Annotated in this window: 22 protein-coding genes; 13 read left to right on the top strand and 9 right to left on the bottom strand. The window is 67.1% G+C overall.

Annotated elements, in window-relative coordinates; genetic code table 11:
• Window positions 1-45 precede the first annotated feature (45 nt).
• The 4 genes from CK951_RS15425 to xylA are packed head-to-tail and all read left to right on the top strand — an operon-like array spanning window position 46 to window position 4,858.
• Window positions 46-1,344, top strand: a complete 1,299-nt coding sequence (locus CK951_RS15425; RefSeq protein WP_096786961.1) for a sugar ABC transporter permease — start codon at window positions 46-48, stop codon at window positions 1,342-1,344.
• On the top strand, window positions 1,341-2,123 hold the full coding sequence (locus tag CK951_RS15420) for an ATP-binding cassette domain-containing protein (protein WP_096786960.1): 783 nt from the start codon (window positions 1,341-1,343) through the stop codon (window positions 2,121-2,123). The genes CK951_RS15425 and CK951_RS15420 overlap by 4 nt, the downstream gene beginning before the upstream one ends.
• A complete protein-coding gene (gene xylB / locus CK951_RS15415; protein ID WP_096786959.1) occupies window positions 2,124-3,560 on the top strand; it encodes a xylulokinase in 1,437 nt (478 codons plus the stop codon).
• A complete protein-coding gene (gene xylA, locus CK951_RS15410; protein WP_096786958.1) occupies window positions 3,557-4,858 on the top strand; it encodes a xylose isomerase in 1,302 nt (433 codons plus the stop codon). The genes xylB and xylA overlap by 4 nt, the downstream gene beginning before the upstream one ends.
• 109 nt (window positions 4,859-4,967) lie before the next feature.
• Here xylA and ubiG read toward each other — a convergent pair whose 3' ends face one another.
• The gene (gene ubiG / locus CK951_RS15405) at window positions 4,968-5,711 is read right to left on the bottom strand and encodes a bifunctional 2-polyprenyl-6-hydroxyphenol methylase/3-demethylubiquinol 3-O-methyltransferase UbiG (RefSeq protein ID WP_096786957.1); all 744 of its coding nucleotides are present in this window, start codon (window positions 5,709-5,711) and stop codon (window positions 4,968-4,970) included.
• Between the two features lie 61 nt (window positions 5,712-5,772).
• Here ubiG and pip point away from each other — a divergent pair, with 61 nt between their 5' ends.
• The 4 genes from pip to radC all read left to right on the top strand — a co-directional run bounded on the left by pip (window position 5,773) and on the right by radC (window position 10,975).
• Window positions 5,773-6,741 carry a prolyl aminopeptidase gene (gene pip, locus CK951_RS15400; RefSeq protein ID WP_096786956.1) on the top strand — a complete coding sequence of 323 codons (969 nt, stop codon included), beginning with the start codon at window positions 5,773-5,775 and terminating at the stop codon, window positions 6,739-6,741.
• 197 nt (window positions 6,742-6,938) lie between these two features.
• Window positions 6,939-8,846, top strand: a complete 1,908-nt coding sequence (gene dnaK / locus CK951_RS15395; protein ID WP_096786955.1) for a molecular chaperone DnaK — start codon at window positions 6,939-6,941, stop codon at window positions 8,844-8,846.
• A 73-nt stretch (window positions 8,847-8,919) separates the two neighbouring features.
• On the top strand, window positions 8,920-10,068 hold the full coding sequence (gene dnaJ, locus CK951_RS15390; protein WP_096786954.1) for a molecular chaperone DnaJ: 1,149 nt from the start codon (window positions 8,920-8,922) through the stop codon (window positions 10,066-10,068).
• A 142-nt stretch (window positions 10,069-10,210) separates the two neighbouring features.
• Entirely contained in the window at window positions 10,211-10,975 is a 765-nt protein-coding gene (radC, locus tag CK951_RS15385) for a DNA repair protein RadC (RefSeq protein ID WP_096786953.1), read from the top strand.
• Here radC and CK951_RS15380 read toward each other — a convergent pair.
• The 3 genes from CK951_RS15380 to secA all read right to left on the bottom strand — a co-directional run bounded on the left by CK951_RS15380 (window position 10,953) and on the right by secA (window position 16,278).
• Window positions 10,953-12,452, bottom strand: coding sequence for a phosphate ABC transporter substrate-binding/OmpA family protein (locus CK951_RS15380; protein ID WP_096786952.1), 1,500 nt, complete (start codon window positions 12,450-12,452; stop codon window positions 10,953-10,955). The two genes, radC and CK951_RS15380, sit on opposite strands and share 23 nt — an antisense overlap.
• A gap of 17 nt (window positions 12,453-12,469) precedes the next feature.
• Entirely contained in the window at window positions 12,470-13,396 is a 927-nt protein-coding gene (locus CK951_RS15375; RefSeq protein ID WP_096786951.1) for a hypothetical protein, read from the bottom strand.
• Window positions 13,397-13,545: 149 nt separating this feature from the next.
• Window positions 13,546-16,278: a preprotein translocase subunit SecA gene (gene secA, locus CK951_RS15370; RefSeq protein WP_096786950.1), complete on the bottom strand. Its 2,733-nt coding sequence runs from the start codon at window positions 16,276-16,278 to the stop codon at window positions 13,546-13,548.
• Window positions 16,279-16,478: 200 nt separating this feature from the next.
• Here secA and CK951_RS15365 point away from each other — a divergent pair, with 200 nt between their 5' ends.
• From CK951_RS15365 to CK951_RS15350, 4 genes are all read left to right on the top strand, one after another.
• On the top strand, window positions 16,479-17,333 hold the full coding sequence (locus CK951_RS15365) for a peptidylprolyl isomerase (protein WP_096786949.1): 855 nt from the start codon (window positions 16,479-16,481) through the stop codon (window positions 17,331-17,333).
• Window positions 17,334-17,354: 21 nt separating this feature from the next.
• Window positions 17,355-18,692, top strand: coding sequence for a bifunctional glutamate N-acetyltransferase/amino-acid acetyltransferase ArgJ (gene argJ, locus CK951_RS15360; protein WP_096786948.1), 1,338 nt, complete (start codon window positions 17,355-17,357; stop codon window positions 18,690-18,692).
• Complete coding sequence (locus CK951_RS15355; RefSeq protein WP_096786947.1) at window positions 18,689-19,087, top strand: (deoxy)nucleoside triphosphate pyrophosphohydrolase; 399 nt, start codon at window positions 18,689-18,691, stop codon at window positions 19,085-19,087. Before argJ ends, CK951_RS15355 begins: the two co-directional genes overlap by 4 nt.
• A gap of 135 nt (window positions 19,088-19,222) precedes the next feature.
• On the top strand, window positions 19,223-19,363 hold the full coding sequence (locus tag CK951_RS15350; RefSeq protein ID WP_096786946.1) for a hypothetical protein: 141 nt from the start codon (window positions 19,223-19,225) through the stop codon (window positions 19,361-19,363).
• A gap of 79 nt (window positions 19,364-19,442) precedes the next feature.
• Here CK951_RS15350 and infB read toward each other — a convergent pair whose 3' ends face one another.
• The 5 genes from infB to CK951_RS15325 all read right to left on the bottom strand — a co-directional run bounded on the left by infB (window position 19,443) and on the right by CK951_RS15325 (window position 25,809).
• Window positions 19,443-21,968, bottom strand: coding sequence for a translation initiation factor IF-2 (gene infB, locus CK951_RS15345; protein ID WP_096786945.1), 2,526 nt, complete (start codon window positions 21,966-21,968; stop codon window positions 19,443-19,445).
• Window positions 21,965-22,597: an RNA-binding protein gene (locus CK951_RS15340; protein ID WP_096786944.1), complete on the bottom strand. Its 633-nt coding sequence runs from the start codon at window positions 22,595-22,597 to the stop codon at window positions 21,965-21,967. Before CK951_RS15340 ends, infB begins: the two co-directional genes overlap by 4 nt.
• A 14-nt stretch (window positions 22,598-22,611) precedes the next feature.
• Complete coding sequence (gene nusA / locus CK951_RS15335; RefSeq protein ID WP_096786943.1) at window positions 22,612-24,216, bottom strand: transcription termination factor NusA; 1,605 nt, start codon at window positions 24,214-24,216, stop codon at window positions 22,612-22,614.
• Between the two features lie 21 nt (window positions 24,217-24,237).
• Window positions 24,238-24,852 (bottom strand): ribosome maturation factor RimP, encoded by a 615-nt coding sequence (gene rimP, locus CK951_RS15330; RefSeq protein ID WP_096786942.1) that lies wholly within the window; start codon window positions 24,850-24,852, stop codon window positions 24,238-24,240.
• Window positions 24,853-24,987: 135 nt separating this feature from the next.
• Window positions 24,988-25,809, bottom strand: coding sequence for an ABC transporter permease (locus tag CK951_RS15325; protein WP_096786941.1), 822 nt, complete (start codon window positions 25,807-25,809; stop codon window positions 24,988-24,990).
• Window positions 25,810-25,932: 123 nt separating this feature from the next.
• On the opposite strand from CK951_RS15325, the gene cysQ reads away from it, so the two are divergent.
• Window positions 25,933-26,727, top strand: coding sequence for a 3'(2'),5'-bisphosphate nucleotidase CysQ (gene cysQ, locus CK951_RS15320; RefSeq protein ID WP_096786940.1), 795 nt, complete (start codon window positions 25,933-25,935; stop codon window positions 26,725-26,727).
• Window positions 26,728-26,730: the final 3 nt, after the last annotated feature.

Below are 26,730 nucleotides of genomic sequence, written 5' to 3'. Positions count from 1 at the left end.
TGACCTTGGGGCGCCCCGTTCCCCGGCTTCATGAGGACGGCTCCCATGACCGATTCGGCCGAGGCGCCCGGCGCCATGCGGAAGAAAAGCCTGTTCGAGACGCTGGAGATCGACACGCGCCTGCTCGGCATGATCGGCGCGTTCGTCATCCTGTGTCTTGTGTTCCACTTCATCACCGACGGGCGGTTCCTCACGCCCCGCAACATCTTCACACTGGCGATCCAGACCGTTTCGGTTGCGATCATGGCGACGGGGATGGTCTTCGTGATCGTCACGCGCCACATCGACCTGTCGGTGGGCTCGCTCCTGGCGCTGTGTTCGGCCGTGATGGGCATGATGCAGGTCGTGGTGATGCCGCAGATGCTGGGCCTCGGCCTCGGTCATCCGGCAATCGCGCCGCTGGCGGTGATCTCCGGCCTTGCGGTGGGCGTCGGCATAGGGGCCTTCAACGGCTGGCTGATCGGCTATCTGACGATCCCGTCCTTCATCGTCACGCTGGGTGGGTTGCTGATCTGGCGCAACGTCGCGTGGTATCTGACCAGCGGCCAGACCATCGGGCCGCTCGACCCGACCTTCCAGCTGTTCGGCGGCACCAACGGCACCATCGGGCCGATGGCGTCCTGGATCGTCGGGGGGCTTGCCACCGTCGCCGCCCTCTGGGGGTTGTGGAGCGCGCGGCGCGCAAAGCAGTCGCACGGCTTCATGGTCAAGCCCGTCTGGGCGGAGCTGGTGATGGGCGGCATCGTCACGGTTGCCATCCTCGGCTTCGTTGCCATCCTGAACGCCTATCAGGTGCCCGCGGCCCGCCTGCGCCGGATCTTCGAGGCGCGGGGCGAGACGATGCCCGAGGGCTATACCGCGGGCTACGGCCTGCCGGTCTCGGTGCTGCTGCTGATCGCCATTGCCATCGCCATGACGGTGATCGCCAAGCGCACCCGCTTCGGGCGCTACATCTTCGCCACCGGAGGCAACCCGGACGCGGCAGAGCTTTCGGGGATCAACACGCGGCTTCTGACGGTGAAGATCTTCGCCCTGCTGGGCGGGCTCTGCGCGCTGTCGGCGGTCGTGGCCTCGGCCCGCCTGACGAACCACGCCAACGACATCGGCACGCTCGACGAGCTTCGGGTGATCGCGGCGGCGGTGATCGGCGGCACCGCGCTCTCGGGCGGGATCGGCACGATCTATGGTGCGATCCTCGGCGCGATCATCATGCAGTCGCTGCAATCGGGCATGGCCATGGTGGGGGTGGATGCGCCGTTCCAGAATATCGTGGTGGGCTCGGTCCTTGTCCTCGCCGTGCTGATCGACATCATCTACCGCAAGCGGACCGGAGGCTTCAAATGACGCTGAACCCGCACCGCGCCGCAGGCGCGACGCCGCTGGTCGAGATGAGGGACATCTCGATCAGCTTCGGCGGCATCCGGGCCGTGGACCATGTGACGGTCGACCTTTACCCGGGCGAGGTGGTGGGGCTGCTTGGCCACAACGGCGCAGGCAAGTCCACGCTGATCAAGTGCCTGTCCGGCGCCTACCGGATGGATGCGGGCGAGATCCGCATCAACGGCGAGACAGCCGAGATCCAGAACCCGCGCGACGCGCGTGCCTACAACATCGAGACGATCTACCAGACGCTGGCGCTGGCCGACAATCTGGACGCGGCCTCGAACCTCTTTCTCGGGCGCGAGCTGGTAACGCCGCTGGGCTTTGTCGACGATGCGCGGATGGAGGCCGAGACGCGGCGGATCATGGCGCGCCTCAATCCCAACTTCCGCAAGTTCAAGGTGCCGGTGGCGGCGCTGTCGGGCGGGCAGCGCCAGTCCGTCGCCATCGCGCGCGCCGTCTATTTCAACGCGAAGATCCTGATCATGGATGAGCCGACGGCGGCGTTGGGCCCTCAGGAGACGCGGATGGTGGGCGAGCTGATCCAGGAGCTGAAGCGGCAGGGCCTCGGCATCTTTCTGATCTCGCACGACATCCACGATGTGATGGACCTGTGCGACCGGATCTCGGTGATGAAGAACGGGGTGCTTGTAGGCAGCGAGCAAGTAGGCGATGTGACCGAGGATGAAATACTCGGGATGATCATCCTGGGCAAGAAACCGGAACGTGCGGGGGTTCACTGAATGTATATCGGTCTCGATCTGGGGACGTCGGGCCTGAAGGGCGTGCTGATCGACGAGGGGCAGGCCGTTCGGGCCGAGGCGACGGCGCCCCTCACGGTCAGCCGCCCTCACGAGGGCTGGTCCGAGCAGTCGCCGGCCGACTGGATCGCCGCCGCCGAGGCGGTGATGGACCAGCTGGCGGCGCATGACCTGTCGGGCGTCCGCGGCATCGGCCTTTCGGGGCAGATGCACGGGGCCACGCTGCTCGACGCCTCGGACGAGGTGCTCCGTCCCTGCATCCTGTGGAACGACACCCGCAGCCATGCCGAGGCGGCGGAACTGGACGCCGATCCGCGCTTCCGGGCGATCACCGGCAACATCGTCTTCCCGGGCTTCACCGCGCCCAAGTTGCGCTGGGTGGAGCGGCACGAGCCTCCGCTGCGCGAGCGGGTCGCGAAGGTGCTGTTGCCCAAGGACTACCTCCGCCTCTGGCTGACCGGAGAGCATGTGGCCGAGATGTCGGATGCGGCCGGGACGAGCTGGCTCGACACCGGCGCGCGCGACTGGTCCGAGGAGCTTCTGGCGGCGACCGGTCTCTCGCGGGCCGAGATGCCACGGCTGGTCGAAGGCTCGGCGGTCTCGGGCACGCTGCGGGATGCGCTCGCCTCGCGCTGGGGTCTGCCCTCGGGCGTGGTGGTCGCGGGCGGCGGCGGCGACAACGCGGCCTCGGCGGTGGGTGTCGGCGTGGTGCGCGCGGGCGAGGCCTTCGTCAGCCTCGGCACCTCGGGCGTGCTGTTTGCGGCGAACGACGGCTACCAGCCCGCGCCCGAGACGGCGGTGCACACCTTCTGCCACGCGCTGCCCGGCGCATGGCACCAGATGGGCGTGATCCTCGCCGCGACGGACGCGCTGAACTGGTATGCGAAGCTGGTGGGGCAGGGCGCCTCGACGCTGACCGGCGAACTGGGGGGGCTGGCCGCGCCCGGCAAGACGCTGTTCCTGCCCTACCTCGGGGGCGAGCGCACGCCGCTGAACGATGCCGCGGTCCGCGGCGCCTTTGTCGGGCTGGAGCACGCGACCGACCGCGCCGCGGGAACGCGCGCGGTGCTCGAGGGCGTGACCTTCGCCATCCGCGACTGCCGCGATGCGCTAGCCGCCACCGGCACCCGGCTGGAAAGCCTGATCGCCGTCGGCGGCGGCTCGCGCTCGGACTACTGGCTGCAGGCCATCGCGACGGCACTGGGCGTCGCCGTGCAGCTTCCGGCGGCCGGCGACTTCGGCGGCGCCTTCGGGGCCGCGCGCCTCGCGCTGATGGCCGCGACAGGCGCCGGGGCCGAGATCGCGACCCTGCCACCGATCGCGCGGGTCATCGAACCCCAGCGTGACCTTGCCCAGGCCTTCGACGAGGCCCATGCCCGCTACCGCGCCGCCCAATCCGCCATCAGGAGCCTTGCATGACCGACTTCTTCGCCGGAATCCCGCAGATCCGTTACGAGGGCGAAGCCTCGGACAACGAGTTCGCCTTCCGCCACTACAACCCGGACGAGGTCATCCTCGGCAAGCGGATGGAGGATCACCTGCGCTTCTCCGTCGCCTGGTGGCACAGCTTCGCCTGGCCGGGGACGGACCCGTTCGGCGGGCAGACCTTCCAGCGGCCGTGGTTCGCCGACACCATCGAGGCCGCGAAGCTTAAGGCCGACGTGGCCTTCGAGATGTTCCAGATCCTCGACGTGCCGTTCTTCGCCTTCCACGACGCCGACATTCGGCCCGAGGGGGCAAACTTCGCGGAAAGCACGCGGAACCTCGAGGAGATCGTCGAGCACATCGCGATGCGGATGGAGGGCGCCAAGGCGAAACCGCTCTGGGGCACCGCCAACCTCTTCTCGCACCGCCGCTTCATGTCAGGGGCCGCAACCAACCCTGACCCGGAGGTCTTTGCCTATGCCGCGGCCACGGTGAAGACCTGCATCGACGCGACACACCGGCTGGGGGGTGCGAATTACGTCCTCTGGGGTGGGCGCGAGGGCTACGAGACGCTGCTCAACACCGACCTCAAGCGCGAGGCGGAGAATGCCGGCCGCTTCCTGTCCATGGTCGTGGACTACAAGCACAAGATCGGCTTCCAGGGCACCATCCTGATCGAGCCGAAGCCGCAGGAGCCGTCGAAGCACCAGTACGACTACGACGTCGCGACGGTCTACGGCTTCCTGAAGCGCTTCGGGCTGGAGAACGAGGTGAAGCTGAACATCGAGCAGGGCCATGCCATCCTCGCCGGCCACAGCTTCGAGCATGAGCTGGCGCTGGCGGCGAGCCTCGGGCTGCTCGGGTCGATCGACATGAACCGGAACGATTACCAGTCGGGCTGGGACACCGACCAGTTCCCGCACAACCATCCGGAAATGGCGCTGGCCTATTACGAGGTCCTGAAGATGGGCGGCTTCACCACGGGAGGCACCAATTTCGACTCCAAGCTGCGGCGGCAGAGCCTCGACCCCGAGGACCTGATCCTCGCACATGTCGGCGGCATGGACACCTGCGCCCGCGCGCTGAAAGCCGCGGTGCGACTGCTGGAGGATGGCGGGCTGGAGAAGGCACGCGCCGAACGCTACGCCGGCTGGGAGACGGCGGAGGCGCAGGCGATGCTCGGCTCAACGCTCGATCAGATCCACGACGAGGTGCTGGCGAAGGACATCAACCCCGAGCCGCGATCTGGTCGGCAGGAGCGGCTGGAGAACCTGTGGAACCGCTTCGTCTGATGACGTGGCGGGACGGCCCGCCTGCCGTGGCGCGTCCCGTTCCGAGGTTGTCGAATGGCTGAGCGATCCCATGCGGCGGCGGGTTGCGCCGCCGTGGGGAAGCGAATGGTCAGGACCGCCGCACGCTGGCCGTGACGTAGTTCACTGACAGATCGCGTGCCGAAAGGCTCCAGCTCCACGAGATGGGATTGAAGACCATGCCCTTGCGGTCCACCGGATCGAGGCCCGCCTTGCGGATCAGGTCGTAAAGCTCGTCGGGAGTGATGAACTTCGTCCAGTCATGCGTGCCCTTCGGCAGCCAGCGCATGATCCACTCGGCGCCGACGATGGCCATGGCGAAGCTCTTGGGGTTGCGGTTCAGCGTCGAGCAGATCATCAGGCCGCCGGGCTTCAGCAGGTTCCGGCAGGCGGTCAGGTAGGCCTGCGGGTCGGCGACATGCTCGACCACCTCCATGTTCAGCACCACGTCGAAGGTCTCGCCCGCCGCGGCCAGCGCCTCGGCCGTCGTGTTGCGGTAGTCGATGGTCAGCCCCGACTGTTCCGCGTGAAGCTTCGCCACCGGGATGTTGCGCGGCGCCGCATCCGCGCCCACCACCTCGGCCCCCAGCCGCGCCATGGGCTCGGACAAGAGGCCGCCGCCGCAGCCGATGTCGAGCAGCCTCAGGCCCTTGAACGGCAGGGGGTCCGACAGGCCCCGCTCGAACTCGGCCGCGATCTGGCTGGTGATGTAGTCCAGCCGGCAGGGGTTCATTTCGTGCAGCGGCTTGAACTTGCCGTGGGGGTTCCACCATTCGGCAGCCATGGCCTCGAACTTGGCGACCTCGGCGGGGTCGATGGTGCTGGTCGAATCCATGGCAAACTCCTTGCGGTTTCCTCGGTGGCGGATCAGGCTGGAGCGGTTATATAGGACGATGATGGATCAAAGGTCAGGCCAAAAGCGCGCAGTCGAATTCCTCTACCCGTCGATCGATCCGTTCGATCAGCGGGTGATCGACATGGGCGATGGCCACCGGATCTACGTCGAGCAATGCGGCAACCCCGAGGGCCAGCCGGTGCTGGTGCTGCATGGCGGGCCGGGCGGCGGATGCAGCCCCTCGATGCGGCGCTACTTCGACCCCGAACGGTATCGCGTGGTGCTGTTCGACCAGCGCGGCTGCGGCCGCTCGCGGCCCCACGCCTCGATCGAGGCCAACACGACCTGGCACCTCGTCTCGGACATCGAGGCGATCCGCCAGAAGCTGGGCGTGGAGCGCTGGGTGTGCTTCGGCGGCAGCTGGGGCGCCACTCTGGCGCTGATCTATGCCATCAGCCACCCCGAGCGCGTCACGAATCTCGTGCTGCGCGGGGTGTTCCTGATGATGCGGGCTGAACTTGACTGGTTCTACGGCGGCGGGGCCGCGGCCTTCTTCCCCGACATCTGGGCGCGGTTCGTGGCGCCCGTTCCGCCGGCCGAGCGCGGCGACCTGATCGCGGCCTATCACCGGCGGCTGTTCTCCGGCAACCTGATGGAGGAGAGCCGGTTCGGCCGCGCCTGGGCGAACTGGGAAAACGCGCTCGCCTCGGTCTCGCAGGACGGGCCGGTGGGCGAGAGCCCGTCGGAATATGCCCGAGCCTTCGCCCGGCTGGAGAATCACTATTTCTCGCATGCGGGATTTCTCGAGCACGACGGCTGGATCCTCGACCACCGCCACCGGATCGAGCACATCCCGGCGGTGATCGTGCAGGGCCGCTATGACATGATCTGCCCGCCGCTGTCGGCCTGGAGGCTGGCCGATGGCTGGGGAAAGGCCGACCTGCGGCTCGTTCCGCTCGCCGGTCACGCGCTGTCGGAACCGGGCATCAGCGCCGAATTGGTCCGTGTCATGGACACCCTTCCGGGCTGAGCCGAAGGCGCGGCGGATCCGTGCGGATTTGACATGATTTTCACGACCGCGTGACGCTTGCAGGCCCAAAAACGCCCTCCTATATACGCCCGGTAGCCGGATGGGGGTGACCCCCGAAGGCCGGAATTCGGGATCGGGGATCGGACGCCGACAGTCGGGCCTGACCCCCACAACATCGCCGCAAGAGAGGTGCATACATGGCCAAAGTCATCGGGATCGACCTCGGGACGACCAACTCCTGCGTAGCCATCATGGACGGCTCGCAACCCCGCGTGATCGAGAACTCGGAAGGGGCGCGCACGACGCCCTCGATCGTCGGTTTCACCGACAGCGAACGCCTCGTGGGCCAACCGGCCAAGCGTCAGGCGGTCACCAACCCCTCGAACACCGTCTTCGCCGTCAAGCGCCTGATCGGCCGTCGCGTGGGCGACGCCGAGGTGGAAAAGGACAAGAAGCTCGTCCCCTATGCCATCGTGAACGGCGGCAACGGCGACGCCTGGGTCGAAGTCCGTGGCGAGAAGTATTCGCCCAGCCAGATTTCCGCCTTCATCCTGCAGAAGATGAAGGAAACCGCCGAGGCCTACCTTGGCGAGACGGTCACGCAGGCCGTCATCACCGTGCCCGCCTATTTCAACGACGCCCAGCGTCAGGCGACCAAGGACGCCGGCAAGATCGCGGGCCTCGAAGTGCTGCGCATCATCAACGAGCCGACGGCTGCGGCGCTGGCCTATGGCCTCGACAAGAAGGAAACCCGCACCATCGCGGTCTATGACCTCGGCGGCGGCACCTTCGACATCACCATCCTCGAGATCGACGACGGCCTGTTCGAAGTGAAATCGACCAACGGGGACACGTTCCTCGGCGGCGAAGACTTCGACATGCGCATCGTCAACTACCTCGCCGACGAGTTCAAGAAAGAGCACGGCGTCGACCTGACGCTCGACAAGATGGCGCTGCAGCGGCTGAAGGAAGCCGCCGAGAAGGCCAAGATCGAGCTGTCGTCCAGCCAGCAGACCGAGATCAACCAGCCCTTCATCAGCATGGACCGCAACACCGGGCAGCCGCTGCACCTGGTGATGAAGCTGACCCGCGCCAAGCTGGAAAGCCTTGTCGCGGACCTGATCAAGAAGTCGATGAAGCCCTGCGAGGCCGCGCTGAAGGATGCAGGCGTCTCGAAGTCGGACATCGACGAGGTGGTTCTGGTCGGCGGCATGACCCGGATGCCGAAGGTCGTCGAAGAGGTGACCAAGTTCTTCGGGAAAGAGCCGCACAAGGGCGTGAACCCGGATGAAGTCGTGGCGCTGGGCGCTGCGATTCAGGCCGGCGTGCTGCAGGGCGACGTCAAGGACGTGGTTCTCCTCGACGTGACCCCGCTTTCGCTCGGGATCGAGACGCTGGGCGGCGTGTTCACCCGCCTCATCGACCGCAACACCACGATCCCCACGAAGAAGTCCCAGGTCTTCTCAACCGCCGAGGACAACCAGAACGCGGTGACGATCCGCGTCTTCCAGGGCGAGCGCGAGATGGCGGCCGACAACAAGATGCTCGGCCAGTTCAACCTCGAGGACATTCCGCCGGCCCCGCGCGGGATGCCGCAGATCGAGGTGACCTTCGACATCGACGCCAACGGCATCGTGTCGGTCAGCGCCAAGGACAAGGGCACCGGCAAGTCGCAGAACATCACCATCCAGGCATCGGGCGGTCTGTCGGACGACGACATCGAGAAGATGGTGAAGGACGCCGAGGCCAACGCCGAAGCCGACAAGAAGCGCCGCGAGCTGGTCGAGACCAAGAACCAGGCCGAAAGCCTGCTGCACTCGACTCGCAAGTCGATCGAGGAGCACGGCGACAAGGTGGATCCCTCGACCGTCGAGGCGATCGAACTGGCGATGGGCGCGCTGGAGGAAAGCCTCAAGACCGAGGATGCCGGCAAGATCAAGGGCGGCATCCAGAACCTGACCGAAGCCGCGATGCGCCTGGGCGAAGCCATCTACAAGGCCAGCCAGGCGGAAGCCGGCCCGGCCGAGGAAGAGGGGCCGCGTTCGGTGGATGACGATATCGTCGACGCCGACTTCGAGGATCTCGGCGAAAACAAGCGGAAGTGAGGCCGCAGCGTAACGCGACGGGGGGCGGTCTCGAAAGGGCCGCCCCACTCGCGTTGCCCCAGGGGAAGTGTCTATGGCAAAGCGCGACTATTACGAGGTTCTGGGCGTCTCCCGCACGGCCTCCGCTGACGAGCTGAAGAAGGCTTACCGCACGAAGGCGAAGGAACTTCACCCCGACCGGAATGCCGACAATCCTCAGGCCGAGGCCCAGTTCAAGGAAGTGAACGAGGCTTACGACGTCCTGCGGGACGCCGACAAGAAGGCGGCCTATGACCGTTACGGCCACGCGGCCTTCGAGGGCGGCATGGGCGGCGGAGGTGGTCCGCGCGGCGGCTACGGCCAGCAGGGCGACTTCGCCTCGGCCTTCTCGGACGTGTTCGAGGATCTGTTCGGCGACTTCATGGGCGGTCGCGGCGGCGCGGCCCGCAGCCGGGCGCAGCGCGGGTCGGACCTGCGCTACAACCTGCGCGTGACGCTGGAGGACGCCTATCGCGGCGTCCAGAAGACGATCAACGTGCCGGCCTCGATCGCCTGTGATGCCTGCAAGGGCACCGGCGCCGAAGGCGGGGCGGAGCCCGTCACATGCCCGACCTGCTCCGGCATGGGCAAGGTCCGCGCGCAACAGGGTTTCTTCACCGTCGAGCGCACCTGCCCCACCTGCAACGGCGCCGGGCAGATCGTGAAGAACCCGTGCAAGTCCTGCCACGGTGCCGGCCGGGTCGAGAAGGAGCGCTCGCTTTCGGTCAACATCCCGGCCGGGGTCGAGACCGGCACCCGCATCCGCCTTGCGGGCGAGGGCGAGGCAGGGATGCGCGGCGGCCCCTCGGGCGACCTCTACATCTTCATCGAGGTGCGCGAGCACGCGATCTTCCAGCGCGACGGCGTGCATCTGTTCTGCCGGGTGCCGGTCTCGATCACCGCGGCGGCGCTTGGGGGCGAGGTCGAGGTGCCGACCATCGACGGTGGCTCCAGCCGCGTGAAGATCCCGGCCGGAAGCCAGACCGGCAAGCAGATGCGGCTGCGCTCCAAGGGCATGCCGGCGCTGCGCGGCGGCGGCGTGGGCGACATGCTGATCGAGCTGGCGGTCGAGACACCGGTGAACCTGACCGCCCGCCAGAAGGAGCTTCTGCGCGAGTTCGAGAAGCTGTCCGAGGACAACAACCCCGAGGGCAAGAGCTTCTTCTCGAAGGTGAAGGGCTTCTGGGACGGGATGAAGGGCTGACGATCTTCCGCTTCGCACCGGCCGCGCCTTCAGGGCGCGGCCTTTTCCGTTCTTGCGAGGCCGGCGCAGCCGCTTCGTCCGGATCGCGCCGCCGCACACCCCGTTAACCGATCCTCAACCTCGTTTCGCGCAGGCTTGGGCCATGTGCCCGACTCGCGCCTTTCACGAAGCTCCGCTGCCGCTCTTCGCCGGGGACGAGGACGAGGCCGTGGCCGCGCCGCTGCCGGCGCGGCTGCCTTCCTACATCGCCGACCACCGGAAGCGTCTGCGCGCGCGGTTCACCGAGGGCGGCGCGACTGCCATGCCGGATTACGAATTGCTGGAACTGCTGCTGTTCCGGTCGATCCCCCGGCAGGATGTGAAGCCGCTGGCGCGTCGCCTGATCGACCGCTTCGGCGACCTGAACCGGGTCATCGCCGCGGCCCCCTCGCGCCTGCTGGAAGTCGAGGGCGTGGGCGAGGCGGTGGTGCAGGATCTCAAGATCGTCGAGGCGGTGGCGCAGCGCATGGCGCGGGCGCGGGTGATGCACCGGCCGGTGCTGTCGTCCTGGGCGGCGCTGCTCGACTACTGCCACACCGCGATGGCGCATCGCGAGACCGAGCAGTTCCGCATCCTGTTCCTTGACCGCAAGAACGTGCTGATCGCGGACGAGGAACAGGCGCGCGGCACGGTCGATCACGTCCCCGTCTACCCGCGAGAGGTGGTCAAGCGCGCGCTGGAACTGAACGCCTCGGCGCTGATCCTCGTGCATAATCATCCGTCCGGCGATCCCACGCCTTCGGAGGCCGACATTTCGATAACGGCGCAGGTCCAGGACGCGGCGACAACGCTCGGCATCACGCTGCACGACCACCTGATCATCGGGAAGGAGCGGGAGTTGAGCTTCAGGGCCCAGGGCTATCTGTGAGCGGGCGCAGCCAGAGTTCGACCCGCCGGTTCATCCGGCGGCCGGCCACGGTCGTGTCGCAGGCAAGTGGCAGCGCCTCGCCGAAGCCTTCGACCAGCGGGGCAGGCAGCTCGGGCAGCGCCTCGCGCAGCGCCTTCGCCACCGCTTCGGCCCGGCTGCGGGACAGGTCGAGATTGGTCGCGGCCGAGCCGCGCCCGTCCGAAAAGCCGACGAGCATGAGCTGCTGGTCGCGGTAGCGGCCGATCTCCATCAGCTTGACCAGTTCGGACAGGTCGTCGCGGCTCTGCGGTTCCAGTTCCTCGGCGCCGTCCTCGAAGCGGAAGGTCAGCGACAACCGCTGCGCGCCGGTCATCAGGTCGGTCAGGCGCTTCAACTCGTCCAGCGACACCTCCTCGCCGGCACCGCGGATCGCGTTCATCAGGCGCTGGCCGTCGGCGGCAAGCGGCACCTGGCTCGGGCGGCGATCGACAAAGCCGGCCTCGGCCACGGCGCGCTGCGCTGGCGCGGTCGACAGGAACTCCAGGAACTCGCGCGCGAACAGGGGCAGGCGGCGGCGCGGGGTCACGAGGAAGACCGGCAGAGCCAGCGGGTAGTCCTCGGATTTCACCGCCAGCGGGGTGGGCAGCAGCGGGAAACCGCAGCTGTCGGTGAGCGGCAGCACCCGCGCGGTGCCCTGGGCGGTCTGGCCCGTGATGGCCAGAGCATAGGGGTCGCGCGCCACCCCGGCGGCCAGGCTGGCAAGGTCCGGATGGGTGACCGCCGCCGCGATCGGACGGCCCAGCCGGGCCTCGAGCGCCTGTTCCAGGCTGATGTCCGTGGACAGCGCATGCAGCACCAGCGGCATGTCGGGGCCGCCCAGCTCCTTCCAGTTGGCGACTTCGCCGGACAGCGCCCGCGCAAGATCCCGGGTCGAGATCCGCGGCAACGGATTGTCGGTGGCCACGATGGGAACCAGTGCATCCAGCGCCAGCACGCGCGTCGTCATCCCCGGTGCGGCATGGGCCGAGACGACGAGTTCGGCCGCGCCCGAGGCAAGAGCGTCCGCCGCCGCGACCGGTGTGGCCGGCGTGAAGCTGACCTGCGCCACGGGCTCGCCCCGGGCATCGATCACCTCGGTCGCGAAGCCGTCCTTTCGCGTTTCGTGCTTCAGGCTGTAGCCGCGGACCTCGGCATAGGCGCGCAGCACCCGGGGCAGCAGGCCATTTCCCGCCTCGGTGGCGCCGAGGATGCGGATCCGGGCCAATGGGGCGGTCAGTTCGGGGCATCCGGGGCCCGAGCAGGCCACTCCGGCCGAGTCGACGGTCAGCGGGCCGTATTTCGTGCCGATGCGGTAGAATTCGCCGTCGAAGCCGAGCAGGGTCCCATCGAGCGTGATGGCGCCGCTGCGCGAGGTGAGCGTGATGTCCTGCGCCGCGGCCGAGCCGGCAACCGCCAGGATCGCGGCGAAGATCGCCGCGTGCCACCGTCTCGACGCCATTGCTGCCCGCCCGCCCCCTACCGTGCAGAGGCCATATTCAGGTCTGGAGACAGATTCTTCAACACGATATAGTCGCCCACCGCGTCGCAGCCCGGCATCTCGAGCGTGAGTTCGCGGGTCTCGACCCTGCCGGCCGCGCTGTCGAGAACCTCTCCGATCAGGGTGCGGCCGCAGGTCTGCGGGGTGACGGCCGCCTCGATCTCGACCGAGGCGGGGGTGCCGTCGCCGGGATGGGTGTAGATCTCGGCCTGCATCGGCAGCGAGACGCCGGCTTCGCCCAGCAGCGAAAGGAAGCCGCCCCGCGCCGAAGCCCGCTTCGGATCGACGGCCGAGACATGGCCGGGCTCGCCGTGGCGCGCCCCGGCCTCGAAGGCATGCATCTGGAAGGCGTCGTCGCCCAGCCATTGCACGCCGATGCGCCGCAGCCCGGCGAGATCGGCCACCGGCTGCGCCGCCTCGATGACGCCACCGTCGGCGAAGAGAACCGAGATCCGCCCATCGGCACTCAGCGCGGGAAGGCGCATCTGCAGATGGCCGGAAGCCGAGGTGCGGCCGGTGACGGCAAGCCCGGCGTGGCGCAGCACCACACGCTCGTCAGGCCGGCAGGAAGCGGCAAGGTCCAGAGCAAGGATGGCTGCCGGCTCGGCCCGGAGCGTCAGCGCCATGCGGCAGGAGGAACCCTGTACCTCTGCCCGCATCGGGTGCGGCGCGGTCTGTTCCTCCGGCAGGATGACAAGCGCAGGATCGACCGGAAGGCTGCGATGGAGAGGCGTGGCCAGCGAGAGCGTCAGCCTGTCGTCGGGGCCGGCCGAGACCGGCTGGACATGCGTGGGCCGGATCTCGTCAGAGGGAGGGCGTGACGCGCTCGTCTCCATGTACTGGCCGGCGGCCAATGCCAGAGTCACCGAAACCGCCGCCGTCGCCAGTTTCCGCACCCGTTCCATCCCGCGCTCCGCATTCTTGCCGGTCAGCAGGATCTATGAGCGAAAACTGGCCGATTGGTGGCGTAACGAAGGGAGGTTCGCCCCATTCTTTTGGACAGGGCCCGCCCAATGAAGGGCGGACCCACTCTTTTGCCTCATTGTCGCCGCAATCAGCCGAGTCGGCCGTGGCAGTGCTTGAACTTCTCGCCCGAACCGCAGGGGCAGGGATCGTTCCGCGCGATGTTGCCCCAGGCCTGCGGGTCCGATTCGTCCGCGCCTGCGGCGACCAGTTGCGGTGCCGCGGCCGCCCGCGGTGCCGCCGCCGGTTGCGCGGCCGCGACGGGCTGGGCTGCGGGCGCGGGCTCCGCCGCCGCCTGCTGGTCGAGGAACTGGCGCATCATCGCCTGATGCTCCTCGTCGGTCAGCGGGCGCACCTGCGCAAGCTTCTGCGTCACATCCTGACGCAGCGAGTTCAGCATCGACTCGAACAGGGCGAAGGACTCGGTCTTGTATTCCGACAGCGGATCGCGCTGCGCATAGCCGCGGAAGCCCACGACGGACCGCAGGTGTTCGAGCGTCAGCAGATGCTCGCGCCACTTGGCATCGATGGTCTGCAGCAGCAGCTGCTTCTCGATCGAGCGCATGCTTTCCGGGCCAAAGGCCTTCGTCTTCTCCTCGATCTGGCGGTCCGAGGCTTCGCACAGCCGCTCGCGCACCACGTCCTGATCGACGCCTTCCTCCTGCGCCCATTTCTCGATCGGGGCATCGAGGCCGAGCTTGTCGAGCACGGAGCGGTGCATCCCCTCGACATCCCACTGGTCGGAATAGCTGCGCGGCGGCATGTGGAGGTCGATCAGGTCGTCGATCACCTGATAGCGCATGTCCTGCACGATGTCGGACAGGTCCTCGGATTCCATGATTTCGAGGCGCTGGCTGAAGATCGCCTTGCGCTGGTCGTTCATCACGTCGTCGAATTTCAGCAGCTGCTTGCGGATGTCGAAGTTGCGGCCCTCGACCTTGGCCTGCGCCTTCTCGAGCGACTTGTTCACCCACGGATGGACGATGGCCTCGCCTTCCTTCATCCCGAGCGTGGACAGCACCTTGTCGAGCCGGTCCGAGCCGAAGATCCGCATCAGGTCGTCTTCGAGGCTGAGGAAGAAGGCCGACCGGCCCGGGTCGCCCTGACGGCCCGAGCGGCCACGAAGCTGGTTGTCGATCCGGCGCGATTCATGGCGCTCGGTGCCGAGCACGAACAGACCGCCGGCCTCGATGACCTTCTGCTTTTCCTCGGCGTGCTCGGCCTCGATCCGGGCGCGGATCTCGTCGGGATGCGCGGTCGGATCGGCGGCCAGCGCCTGCATCACCTTCATCTCGACGTTGCCGCCCAACTGGATGTCGGTGCCGCGGCCGGCCATGTTGGTCGCGATGGTCACGGCGCCCAGCTTGCCGGCGTCGGCGACGATCTGCGCCTCCTGCTCGTGCTGGCGCGCGTTCAGGACGTTATGCGGCACGTCGGCGGCCTTCAGCAGCTCGGACAGGGCCTCGGACTTGTCGATCGAGGTGGTGCCGACGAGGATCGGCTGCCCGCGCCCATGCGCTTCCTTGATCGAGGCGATGATGCCGTCATGCTTCTCGCGGGCGGTGCGGTAGACGGCGTCATGCTCGTCGATCCGGGCCACGGGGCGGTTGGTCGGCACTTCCACGACACCCAGGCCGTAGATCTGCATGAATTCCTCGGCCTCGGTCGCCGCAGTGCCGGTCATGCCGGCGAGCTTTTCGTAGAGGCGGAAATAGTTCTGGAAGGTGACCGAGGCGAGGGTCACGTTCTCGGGCTGGATCGAGACGTTCTCCTTGGCCTCGATGGCCTGATGCAGGCCATCCGAGAGCCGCCGGCCGCGCATCATCCGGCCGGTGAACTCGTCGATCAGCATGATCTCGTCGTTGCGCACGATATACTGCTGGTCGCGGTGGAACAGCTTGTGTGCGCGCAGACCCTGCGTGATGTGGTGCACGATGGTCGTGCTTTCCGGATCGTAGAGCGACTGGCCCTCGGGCAGCAGGCCCAGCTCATGCAGGCGGCGCTCGACGAATTCGTTGCCTTCCTCGGTGAAGGTGACGTTGCGCGCCTTCTCGTCCAGCTTGAAGTGCTCTTCCGTCACCTCGGGGATCAGCCGGTCGATCTTCTGGTAAAGGTCGCTGCGGTCCTGGCTCGGACCCGAGATGATCAGCGGCGTGCGCGCCTCGTCGATCAGGATCGAGTCCACCTCGTCGACGATGGCGAAGAAATGGCCGCGCTGCTTCATCTCCTCCTTCGAGGACTTCATGTTGTCGCGCAGATAGTCGAAGCCGAGTTCGTTGTTCGTCGAATAGGTGATGTCGGCCTTGTAGGCGGCCTTCTTTTCCTCTTCGGGCTGGTAGGGATAGACCACGCCGGTCGTCAGGCCGAGGTGGGCATAGACCTTGCCCATCCACTCGGCGTCGCGCTTGGCGAGGTAGTCGTTCACGGTCACCACATGCACGCCCTTGCCGGCAAGCGCGTTCAGGTAGGCCGGGAAGGTCGCGACGAGGGTCTTGCCCTCGCCCGTCTTCATCTCGGCGATGTTGCCCTGGTGCAGGAAGATCCCGCCCTTCAGCTGCACGTCGAAGGCGCGCAGGCCAAGCGCGCGGCGCGCGGCCTCGCGGCAGTTGGCGAAGGCTTCGGGCAGAAGATCGTCGAGGCTCTCGCCGCCTTCCTGGACCCGGCGCTGGAACTCGGCCGTCTTCTGCCTGATGCCCTCGTCCGAGAGCACCTGGAACTCCGCTTCAAGCTCGTTGATGCGGGCCACGAGGGGCCGGACGGATTTCACCTTGCGGTCGTTGGGCGTTCCGAAGATCTTGCGCGCGAGCGTTCCGAGACCCAGCATGTTTTCTCCGCCTGGTCGTTCCTGACAAGCCAAGTGCTCTTGACATGATCGTGTGAGCCTGCGGCCTTGCTCCGGCTCCCTGCCATCCCCTAGAAGGGCGGGAAGCCTTTTCCCCGGCTCACGCGACCCAAGCGATGTAAGGGGATGGCAGTGTCAAGTCAACGTCGCGCAAGGGCGCGCCCGTTCAGGAGAAGGTGAGAATGGCGAACATGGCGAAGTTCTGGCAGGGCGTGTCGGTCGCGGCCCTCTGCGCACTGGCGCTGGCCACCCCCGCGCCGGCGGACGAGGTGACCGCCGACACGGTCGTCGCCACTGTCAACGGGCAGGACATCACCATGGGCCACATGATCGCGCTGCGCGGCGGCCTGCCCGAACAATATCAGACCCTGCCGGATGACGCGCTGTTCAAGGGCATTCTCGAGCAGCTGATCCAGCAGGCGGCGCTGGCGCAGTCGGTCGAGGGGTCGATCACCAAGCGCGACACGCTGTCCCTGCAGAACGAACAGCGCGGCTTCCTGTCGGCCGTGGCGCTGAAGAAGGTGGTCCAAGGCGCCGTGACGGACGAGAAGCTGCAGGCGGCCTATGACGCGCGCTTCGCCGATGCCGCACCGCAGACCGAATACAATGCCTCGCATATCCTGGTGAAGACCGAGGACGAGGCCGCGAAGCTCAAGACCGAGATCGACGGCGGGGCGGACTTCGCCGAACTGGCCAAGCAGCATTCGTCGGACGGCGCCGCGGCCAATGGCGGCTCGCTCGGGTGGTTCGGGCTCGGCATGATGGTGAAGCCCTTCGAGGATGCCGTGGTCTCGATGAAGCCCGGCACCGTCGCGGGCCCGATCCAGACCCAGTTCGGCTGGCACCTCATCAAGCTGAACGAGACCCGGATCGCGCAGGCGCCGTCGCTCGACGAGATGCGGGACGAGCTTGCCGCCCAGATCGAGCAGGAGGCCATCGCGAGCCATATCGACGCGGTGACGTCGAAGGCCGAGATCACCCGGCCCGGCGAGGGGATTGACCCGGCGACGCTTCGGAAGGAAGAACTGCTCGACTGATCCGCAACCGGGGGCACGGGCATGGCGAAGACCGACTGGAAGGCCGAGGCGAAGGCACTGCAGAAGAAGGTGTCGAAGCTGAGGGCGAAGGTGAAGGAGGGCAAGAGCGCCCCGGAGCCGAAGCCCGCCAAGATGGTCTCGCCGCTGGCCCCCGAAGGTTTCCCCGCCCTGCCGGTGATCGGCGGGGTGGATTTTGCCGCCGTCGAGGCCGGCGTGCGCTACGCCAACCGCAAGGACGTGATGCTGATCCGGCTTGCGCCGGGCACGGCGGTGGCGGGCGCCTTCACCCGGTCCTCGACCCGAGCGGCCTGCGTGCTCGACTGCCAGTCGAAGATCGGCAAGCCGTCCGAGGCGGGGGCCGCGATCATCGTGAACTCGGGCAACTCGAACGCCTTCACCGGCGCGGTGGGCGTCGAGGCGGTCGAGGCTGTGACCGGCGGCGTGGCCGGGGCGCTGGGCCTGCCGGTCGAGCGGGTGTTTTCCTCCTCGACCGGGGTGATCGGCGAGCCGCTGCCCTACGAACGCATCACCGTGAAGATCCCCGAGCTTGTGGCGCAGCTGGACGAAGGCGGCATCGAGATGGCCGCCCGTGCCATGATGACCACCGACACCTTCCCCAAGGGTGCCTGCGCCACGGTGCAGGGCGAGGGCGGCGAGATCCGCATCGCCGGCATCGCGAAGGGTTCGGGGATGATCGCGCCCGACATGGCGACCATGCTGGTCTACATCTTCACGGATGCGAAGATCGGCCAGCCGCTGTTGCAGAAGATGCTGTCGCGTCAGGTGGATGCCACCTTCAACGCGATCACGGTGGACAGCGACACCTCGACCTCGGACGCGCTGATCCTTGCCGCCACCGGCGCCAGCCCGGCGGCCGAGCTGAACGGCCGCTCCAAGGCCGGCCGTGACTTCGAGACGGCGCTGGGGCGGGTGATGCTCGACCTTGCGCAGCAGGTGGTGCGCGACGGCGAGGGCGCGACGAAATTCGTCGAGGTGAAGGTCACCGGCGCCGCCACGCCCGAGGACGCGCATCGCGTGGCCATGGCGATCGCGAATTCGCCGCTGGTGAAGACCGCGGTGGCGGGCGAGGATCCGAACTGGGGCCGCATCGTGATGGCGGTCGGCAAGTCCGGCGCTCAGGCCGATCGCGACCGGCTCTCGATCCGCTTCGGCGACATCCTCGTGGCCGAGAAGGGCTGGCGCAGCCCCGACTACCGCGAGGAGGACGGCGCGGCCTACATGAAGCGGGCCGAGTTGCAGATCGCGGTGGATCTCGGACTGGGGCAGGCATCCCGCACGGTCTGGACCTGCGACCTCACCCACCGCTACATCGACATCAACGCCGACTACCGCTCGTGAAGCTGCTGCTGGTTTCGGCCGTCGCCCTCATCGATGGCGACGGCCGGGTGCTTCTGGCCCAGCGGCCCGAGGGCAAGTCGCTTGCCGGCCTCTGGGAGTTTCCGGGCGGCAAGGTGGAACAGGGCGAAACGCCCGAAGCGGCGCTGATCCGCGAGCTGAGGGAGGAGCTGGGCATCGAGACGAAGGCAAGCTGCCTCGCGCCACTGACCTTCGCCAGCCACAGCTACGACGGCTTCCACCTTCTCATGCCGCTCTTCGCCTGCCGCCGCTGGGAGGGAATCGTCCAGCCGCAGGAGGGCCAGAGGCTGGCCTGGGTGAGACCGCAGGCGCTGCGCGACTACCCCATGCCGCCGGCCGACCTGCCACTGATCCCGATCCTGCGCGACTGGCTTTGACACGAAGTTGTGACATATGGGTATCATTCGTTCATATGTCGCACCTCAATAAGGCTCTACGACGAAAATCGTGAGTGTTTATTTATCGGTTTGTGACTAGCCTGAGGGTGGGAAACTCGCTTTGGGGGAAAGCACATGCTCAGGACTATCACGATCGGCAGTTGCGTCTCGGTTCAGGGCCTTGTCGTCGGCCATCTTGCGGACGGCAAGGTTGTCGTGCGCGTGGACGAAAAGAACTTTGTCGGATATCCGATCCCGTCGAAACGCGTCGCCTGATCCCGCCTGACGGGACAAGGTCATCGCCATGGAAAAGGCCGGGCTTGCGCCCGGCCTTTCTGTTTTCTGACCGCGAGGATCAGGCCAGCTTGCGCTGGACCTCCTCGCGCTCGAAGATCTCGATGACGTCGCCGGGGCGGATGTCCTCGTAGCGTTCGAAGGCCATTCCGCATTCCTGGCCGGACTGCACTTCCTTGACCTCGTCCTTGAAGCGCTTCAGCGTCTTCAGCGTGCCCTCGTGGATCACCACGTTGTCGCGCAGCAGGCGCACGCCTGCCGAACGGCGCGCCACGCCCTCGGTGACGAGGCAGCCCGCCACCATCCCGACGCCGGTGATCTTGAAGACCTCCTTGATCGCGGCATAGCCGATGAAATGCTCGCGCACTTCGGCCTTGAGCAGGCCCGAGGCCGCCTTCTTCACATCGTCCATCAGGTCGTAGATCACGCTGTAGTAGCGGATCTCGACGCCCTTCTGGTTCGCGGCCTGACGCGCCGAGGCATTGGCCCGGACGTTGAAGCCGATGACGGCGGCCTGCGAAGCCTCGGCCAGCGTGATGTCGGTCTCGGTGATCGCGCCCACGCCATAGTGGAGCACGCGCACGCGGACTTCCTCGTTGCCGACCTTCTCCAGCGCCTGAACGATCGCCTCGGCCGAGCCCTGCACGTCGGCCTTCACCACCACCGGCAGTTCCGCGACGTCCAGATCGGCCTTCGCCTTCGCCATCAGCTGCTCGAGCGTCGTTGCGGCGCCGGCCGCGGCGCGCTTGTCGCGGGCCGCCTTCTCGCGGTAGTCGGCGATCTCGCGGGCCTGCGCTTCGGTCTCGACCACGTTCAGCACGTCACCGGCTTCCGGCGTGCCGTTCAGGCCCAGAACCTCGACCGGAACCGACGGCCCGGCCTCGTCCACGCGTTCGCCCTTGTCGTTGACCAGCGCGCGCACCTTGCCCCACTGCTGGCCGACGACGAAGATGTCGCCGCGCTTCAGCGTGCCGTGCTGCACCAGCACCGTCGCGACCGGGCCGCGGCCGACGTCGAGCTTGGCCTCGATCACCGCGCCCTGCGCCTGCCGCTTCGGGTTGGCGCGCAGGTCGAGAAGTTCGGCCTGAAGCGCGATGTTCTCGAGCAGCTCGTCCAGCCCCTGACCGGTCTTGGCCGAAACCTCGACATCGAGCACGTCGCCCGACATCTTCTCGACGATCACCTCGTGCTGCAGCAGGTCGGTGCGCACCTTGTTCGGGTCCGCATCGTGCTTGTCGATCTTGTTGATCGCCACGATCATCGGGACCTTCGCGGCCTTCGCGTGCTTGATCGCCTCGATCGTCTGCGGCATCACCGCGTCATCGGCAGCCACCACCAGCACGACGATATCCGTCACCTGCGCGCCACGGGCCCGCATAGAGGTGAAGGCCGCGTGGCCGGGCGTGTCGAGGAAGGTCAGCACAGCGCCGCGTTCGGTGGTCACCTGATAGGCGCCGATGTGCTGCGTGATGCCGCCGGCTTCGCCCGAGACCACGCTGGTCTTGCGGATCGCGTCCAGAAGCGAGGTCTTGCCGTGGTCGACGTGGCCCATGATCGTGATGATCGGCGGGCGCGGCTGAAGATCCTCGGCCTTATCCTCGACCGTGTCGATAACGTGTTCCACGTCGGCGTCCGACACCCGGACAGCACGGTGGCCGAATTCCTCGATCACCAGCTCGGCCGTGTCGGCGTCGATGGACTGGTTCATCGTGACCATCATGCCCATCTTCATGAGCGCCTTGACCACATCGGCCGCCCGCTCCGCCATGCGGTTGGCAAGCTCCTGCACCACGATGGTTTCCGGCAGCTGCACGTCGCGCACCTGCTTCTCGGGCTTGGAGCCGAAGCCCATCGCCTTCTGGCGCGCCTTCTCCTGCTTGCGCTTCATGGCGGCGAGCGAGCGCGTGCGACCGCCTTCGCCCGAAAGCGCCTCGTTCAGGGTCAGCTTGCCGGAGCGGCGCGAATCGTCCTTCTTGGTCGCGCGGTCGCGTTCGACCTCACGCTCGCGCTCCTTGCGCGAGGGCGGCAGGCCCGGCTTGGCCGAGGCCGGCGCGGAGGCGCGGGACTCGGTGGCGGCGGGCTGCGGCGCGGTCGCGGCGGGCGCCGGACGTGCCGGGGCGCGTTTGGCCTCCTCGGCGCGGCGGGCGGCCTCTTCGGCCTCCTTGCGGGCGCGTTCCTCGTCCTCGGCCTTCTGGCGCAGAGCCTCGACGCGTTCGCGCTCCTCGCGCTCCTTCGCCTCGAGTTCCTCGCGGCGGCGCTGGCGTTCTTCCTCGCGCTGACGCTCTTCTTCCTCGCGGCGCTTGGCGTCCTCGACCTCACGCAGCTTCGCGGCGCGCAGCGCGGCGAGGCGGCGCTCCATCTCGGCATCGGAGATGCCGGCGGGCCGCTTGGCCGGGTCGCCCAGATGGGACGGCGAGCTGGTCGTCGCGGAAGCCCCCGCGGCACCCGGCTTCGGCACGACCACGCGCTTGCGCTTCGTTTCGACCAGGACGCTCTTCGTGCGGCCGTGGCTGAAGCTCTGCTTCACCTGGCCCGAACGCGAGCCGCCACCCAGGCCGAGGGGTTTCTTGCCGTCTGTATCGCTCATGCGTCTTTCGTATCCCTTCCGGCGGCCCTGCCGCCGATCTGCCCGCGAAGCCCGGCCAGTCTGGCCGCTTCCTCTACAACGCGCGTCGTGAGTCCACCAGCCGCGAGCGCGCCGTGTATCGCATGTTCACGGCCGAAAGCCAAACCCAATTCCCGGGCTGTCAGGCAACCTATGAACGACCCTTTTCCACCGGGCGGATGCAGCTTCGATTTGCCGCGCTCCGACCCGTCACTGGCCTGGACGAGAACTTCCGCCTCGTCCTTCGTCAGCCAGTCCTTCACCTTCTCGTATCCCGTCACCGCCTCGCCCGCCTTGCGTGCAAGAGAGATCAGGTCGATCACCCGCCGGGCGAGTTGCGCCTCGACAAGGTCGGCGAGACCGTCGGGCACCTTCACCGGCTGGCGCGCGGCGCGGGCAAACAGGCCCTTGGCCGCAGCCTTCTCGATCGCCTTGCGGTCGGCCGAGACATACATGCCCCGACCCGGCAGGCGCCCGAGCACGTCGGGCACCACCTGACCGTCAGGACCCAGCCCGAAGCGGATCAGGCCGGCCTTCGGCTGGCTCTCGCCCGTGGCAAGACAGCGCCGTTCCGGCTCGTCCCGCATGTCGTCCCGGCCCCCGCGAGTCATCGGATCCGCGAGGCTCAGGCCTCGCCCTCCGTTTCCTCTTCCTCGTCGGCCTTCTCAAGCTCGGTCGGATCGACCCAGCCGAGCATGACGCGCGCGGTCATCACCAGATGCTGCGCTTCCTCGAGGCTCACGTCGAACTTCTCGAGGACGCCTTCGTCCTTCACCCGCTGGCCGTTCACCGTGGTCCAGCCGCCGGCCAGTTCCCAGTCGGCGCAGGTGGCGAAATCTTCCAGCGTCTTGATGCCGTCCTTGGCCAGCGCCTCGAGCATCTGCGGGGTCAGCCCCTCGAAATTCGCCAGCGAATCCTCGAGGCCGAGGGCACGGGCAGATTCGAGCGCCTTTCGGTTGGCTTCTTCCAGATGGTCGCGGGCACGGGCCTGAAGCTCGGCAGCCGTGTCTTCGTCGAACCCGTCGATGGAGAGCAGTTCCTCGGTATCGACGTAGGCCACTTCCTCGAGGTTGGTGAACCCTTCGGCCACCAGAAGTTGGGCCATCATCTCGTCGATATCAAGGGTCTCCATGAAGAGATTCGTCCGCTCGGCGAACTCGGCCTGCCGGCGGGCCGATTCGTCGGCTTCCGTCATGATGTCGATGTCGAGGCCGGTCAGCTGGCTGGCGAGCCGCACGTTCTGGCCGCGGCGGCCGATGGCGAGCGAGAGCTGCTCGTCCGGCACCACCACCTCGATCTTGCCGGCTTCCTCGTCGATCACGACCTTGGACACTTCGGCCGGCTGCAGCGCGTTCACGAGGAACGTGGCCTGATCCTGATTCCACGGAATGATGTCGATCTTCTCGCCCTGAAGCTCGTTCACCACGGCCTGAACGCGGCTGCCGCGCATGCCGACGCAGGCGCCAACCGGGTCGATCGAGTTGTCATAGGAAATGACGGCAATCTTGGCACGCGAACCGGGGTCGCGGGCCACGGCCTTGATCTCGATGATGCCGTCGTAGATCTCGGGCACTTCCATCTTGAAGAGCTCGGCCATGAACTGCGGGTCGGTGCGCGACAGGAACACCTGCGGGCCGCGGGCCTCGCGGCGGACGTCCTTGATATAGGCGCGGATGCGGTCGTTCGGGCGATAGCTTTCGCGGCCGATCTTCTCGTTGCGGCGCAGGATGCCCTCGCCGCGGCCGATGTCCACGATGATGTTGCCGTATTCCTCACGCTTGACCACGCCGTTGATGATCGAGCCCTTGCGGTCCTTGAACTCGTCGTACTGGCGGTCGCGCTCGGCCTCGCGCACCTTCTGCAGGATCACCTGCTTGGCCGACTGGGCCGCGATCCGGCCGAGGTCCACCGGCGGCACCTCGTCGATGATCTCGTCGCCGATCTGGGGATCGGCCTTGTAGGCCTTCGCCTGCTTCACCGTCAGCTGGGCGTGGTGATTCTCGACCGCCTCGTCCTCGACCACGGTGCGGATGCGCGCGAAGGTGGCGCGGCCCGTCTTGCGGTCGATCTTCACCCGGATGTCGAGATCCGAGCCGTAGCGCGACTTCGCGGCGCGGGCGAGGCTTTCCTCCATCGCCTGGATCACCAGGTCCGGATCGATCATCTTCTCCCGCGCGACCGCCTCGGCGGTTTGCAGCAGTTCAAGCTGGTTGGCAGAGGTGATTGCCATGGTCGTGCTCCGGATGTGCGGTCAGTGGCGGGTTTCGGGCGTCTCGGCCTCGTCGGCCTCCTCGCCCTCGGATTCCTGGATCTCGTCGAACTGGCTTTCGTCGAAATTGCCGCTCGCCTTCTTCTGGCGCAGCATCTCGGCGATCAGATCGTCGGTGAGGATCAGTTTCGCATCCGCGAGCCAGTCGAACTTCAGCCCGATGGTGACGAAGCCGTCCTTGCCATCCTCGATGGTGATCAGCACCTCGTCGCCCTCGGTGCCGGCCAGCTCGCCCTTGAAGCGGCGGCGGCCGTCGATCAGCTCCGAGGTCTCGATCCGGGCCTCGTAGCCCGTCCAGGTATCGAAGTCCTTCAGCCGGGTCAGCGGCCGGTCGATGCCGGGGCTCGAGACCTCGAGCGTATAGTTGTCCTCGATCGGGTCTTCCACGTCGAGCACGGCCGAGACCGCGGTCGAGATGTCGGCGCATTCGTCCACCACGATCCCGCCTTCGGGCCGGTCGGCCATGATCTGCAATGTGCGGGTCTTGCCGCTCATCAGCCGGAGGCGGACAAGCTCGAATCCCATGCCCTCGATCACGGGGCCGACGATGTCGGCTAATCTCCGGTCGATGGCGGTCTTGGCGACGAGGTCGGACATGGGTGATCCCCAAACGAAAAAACGGGCCAAGCGGCCCGTTGCGATCATCGGTGGAGCCGTCGGGGTTGGAGGCCGAGGCGCCGCTATGGCTTGGCGTATAGGCCGATTGCCCCGGCGACGCAAGCGCTGATTGGCCTAGCGGCCGGCTCCCCAGCTCATCGAGGCGTGCATGCGGGTATAGAACTCGCCCATCAGGCCGATCATCAGGCAGGCCAGCATCACCACCACCGGATAGCCGATGGAGCTGTGATGCGGGAAGTAGTTCAGGAAGATGAAGCCGCGCCCCTGGTCGATGGTGTGGAACAGCGGGTTCCAGTCGAAGAACTGCAGCACGAAGCCGGGCACGGCATTGGCCACGAACATCTTGCCCGAGGCGATCATGTTCGCCCGCATGTAGATCGACGAGACGAGGCCAACCGCCGTGGGCTGCCAGGGCCGCGCGGCGCGGAACACCATGCCGATCGCCACGCCGGTGATCCACGACAGAAGCAGCATCCCCATGGCGCCGACCGGCTGGTCGATGGTGATCGGCTCGATCACCACGTGGTAGAAATAGAGCACCACGGTCACCGACAGCACCTGGATGTAGAGCGCGCCGAGGGCCGCCGCCGAGATCGAGACCACGGTGTTCATCGGCGCGTGCTTCATCATCGCCGAGGTCGGGCCATCCGCCTTGAGGACGGCGCCGATCGCCTTCACGTGGGTCATGTACATGAAGATGCCGGACATCATGAACAGCAGGTAGTTGCCGCGGATCGCGGCGCCCCGCAGGCCGACCATCTCGAAGATCAGGTAGAAGACGACGACCATCAGGATCGTCTGCGCCAGGTTGAGCAGCAGGCCAACCACGGCATTGCCGTGTGACTGCCGGATCGAGCGCACGGCGGAATGGAAGATCAGTTCGAGCAGGGCAAGGCCCGAGCCGATCGCCGTTGCACGTCTCTGCGACCGGAACATCGTCTACCCGAACCTCGCATGCCGACGGAGTTCCGTCGCTTCTGCCATGGAAACCTTGCCGTTTCCCTGCGGAGCGATGATAAGGACGCAGACGCCGCCAATCAACACGCGCGAGGGTGCCGCATGAATTACCAAGAGCTCGTCCCGCTGATTCGCCGTCTCGCGCTCGAAGCCGGCGACCGGATCATGGAGGTCTACAACGGCCCCGACTTCGAGGTGAAGGCAAAGTCGGACACAAGCCCGGTAACCGAGGCGGACGAGGCCGCGGACGCGCTGATCTCGGCCGGGCTGCGCGCGGCCTGTCCGGACATCCCGCTGATCACCGAGGAGCAGGCGGCCTCGCACGCGCTGCAGGCGAAGACCTTCCTGATCGTCGATCCGCTGGACGGAACCAAGGAATTCGTCCAGCGTCGCGGCGACTTCACCGTGAACATCGCCTATGTCGAGGAGGGCGTTCCGGTTCTGGGCGTGGTCTATGCCCCCGCAAAGGGCCGGCTGTTCTACACCCAGCCCGACGGCACCTCGGTCGAGGAGGCGGGCGCGCTCGACAAGCAGAAGCCGGGCAACCTGCGCCGCCTTTCGGTCTCGACGCCGGACAACGGGGCGCTGATGGTGGTTGCCTCGAAATCGCACCGCGACAAGGCGACCGACGACTACATCGCGAAATATGCCGTGAAGGACATGACGAGCGCGGGATCCAGCCTGAAGTTCTGCCTCGTGGCGAGCGGCGAGGCCGACCTTTATCCGAGACTCGGCCGGACGATGGAATGGGACACCGCGGCCGGCGATGCCGTCCTGCGCGGCGCCGGCGGCCATGTCGTGCGCTTCGACGACCACACGCCGCTCGGCTATGGCAAGCAGGGCTGGGACAACCCGTTCTTCATCGCCTACGCCCCCGGCGTCACGCTGAAGGCCTGAAGC

The sequence above is a fragment of the Rhodobacter sp. CZR27 genome (assembly GCF_002407205.1).
Classification (GTDB): domain Bacteria; phylum Pseudomonadota; class Alphaproteobacteria; order Rhodobacterales; family Rhodobacteraceae; genus Cereibacter_A.
This window is presented reverse-complemented; position numbering and strand designations above follow the sequence as displayed.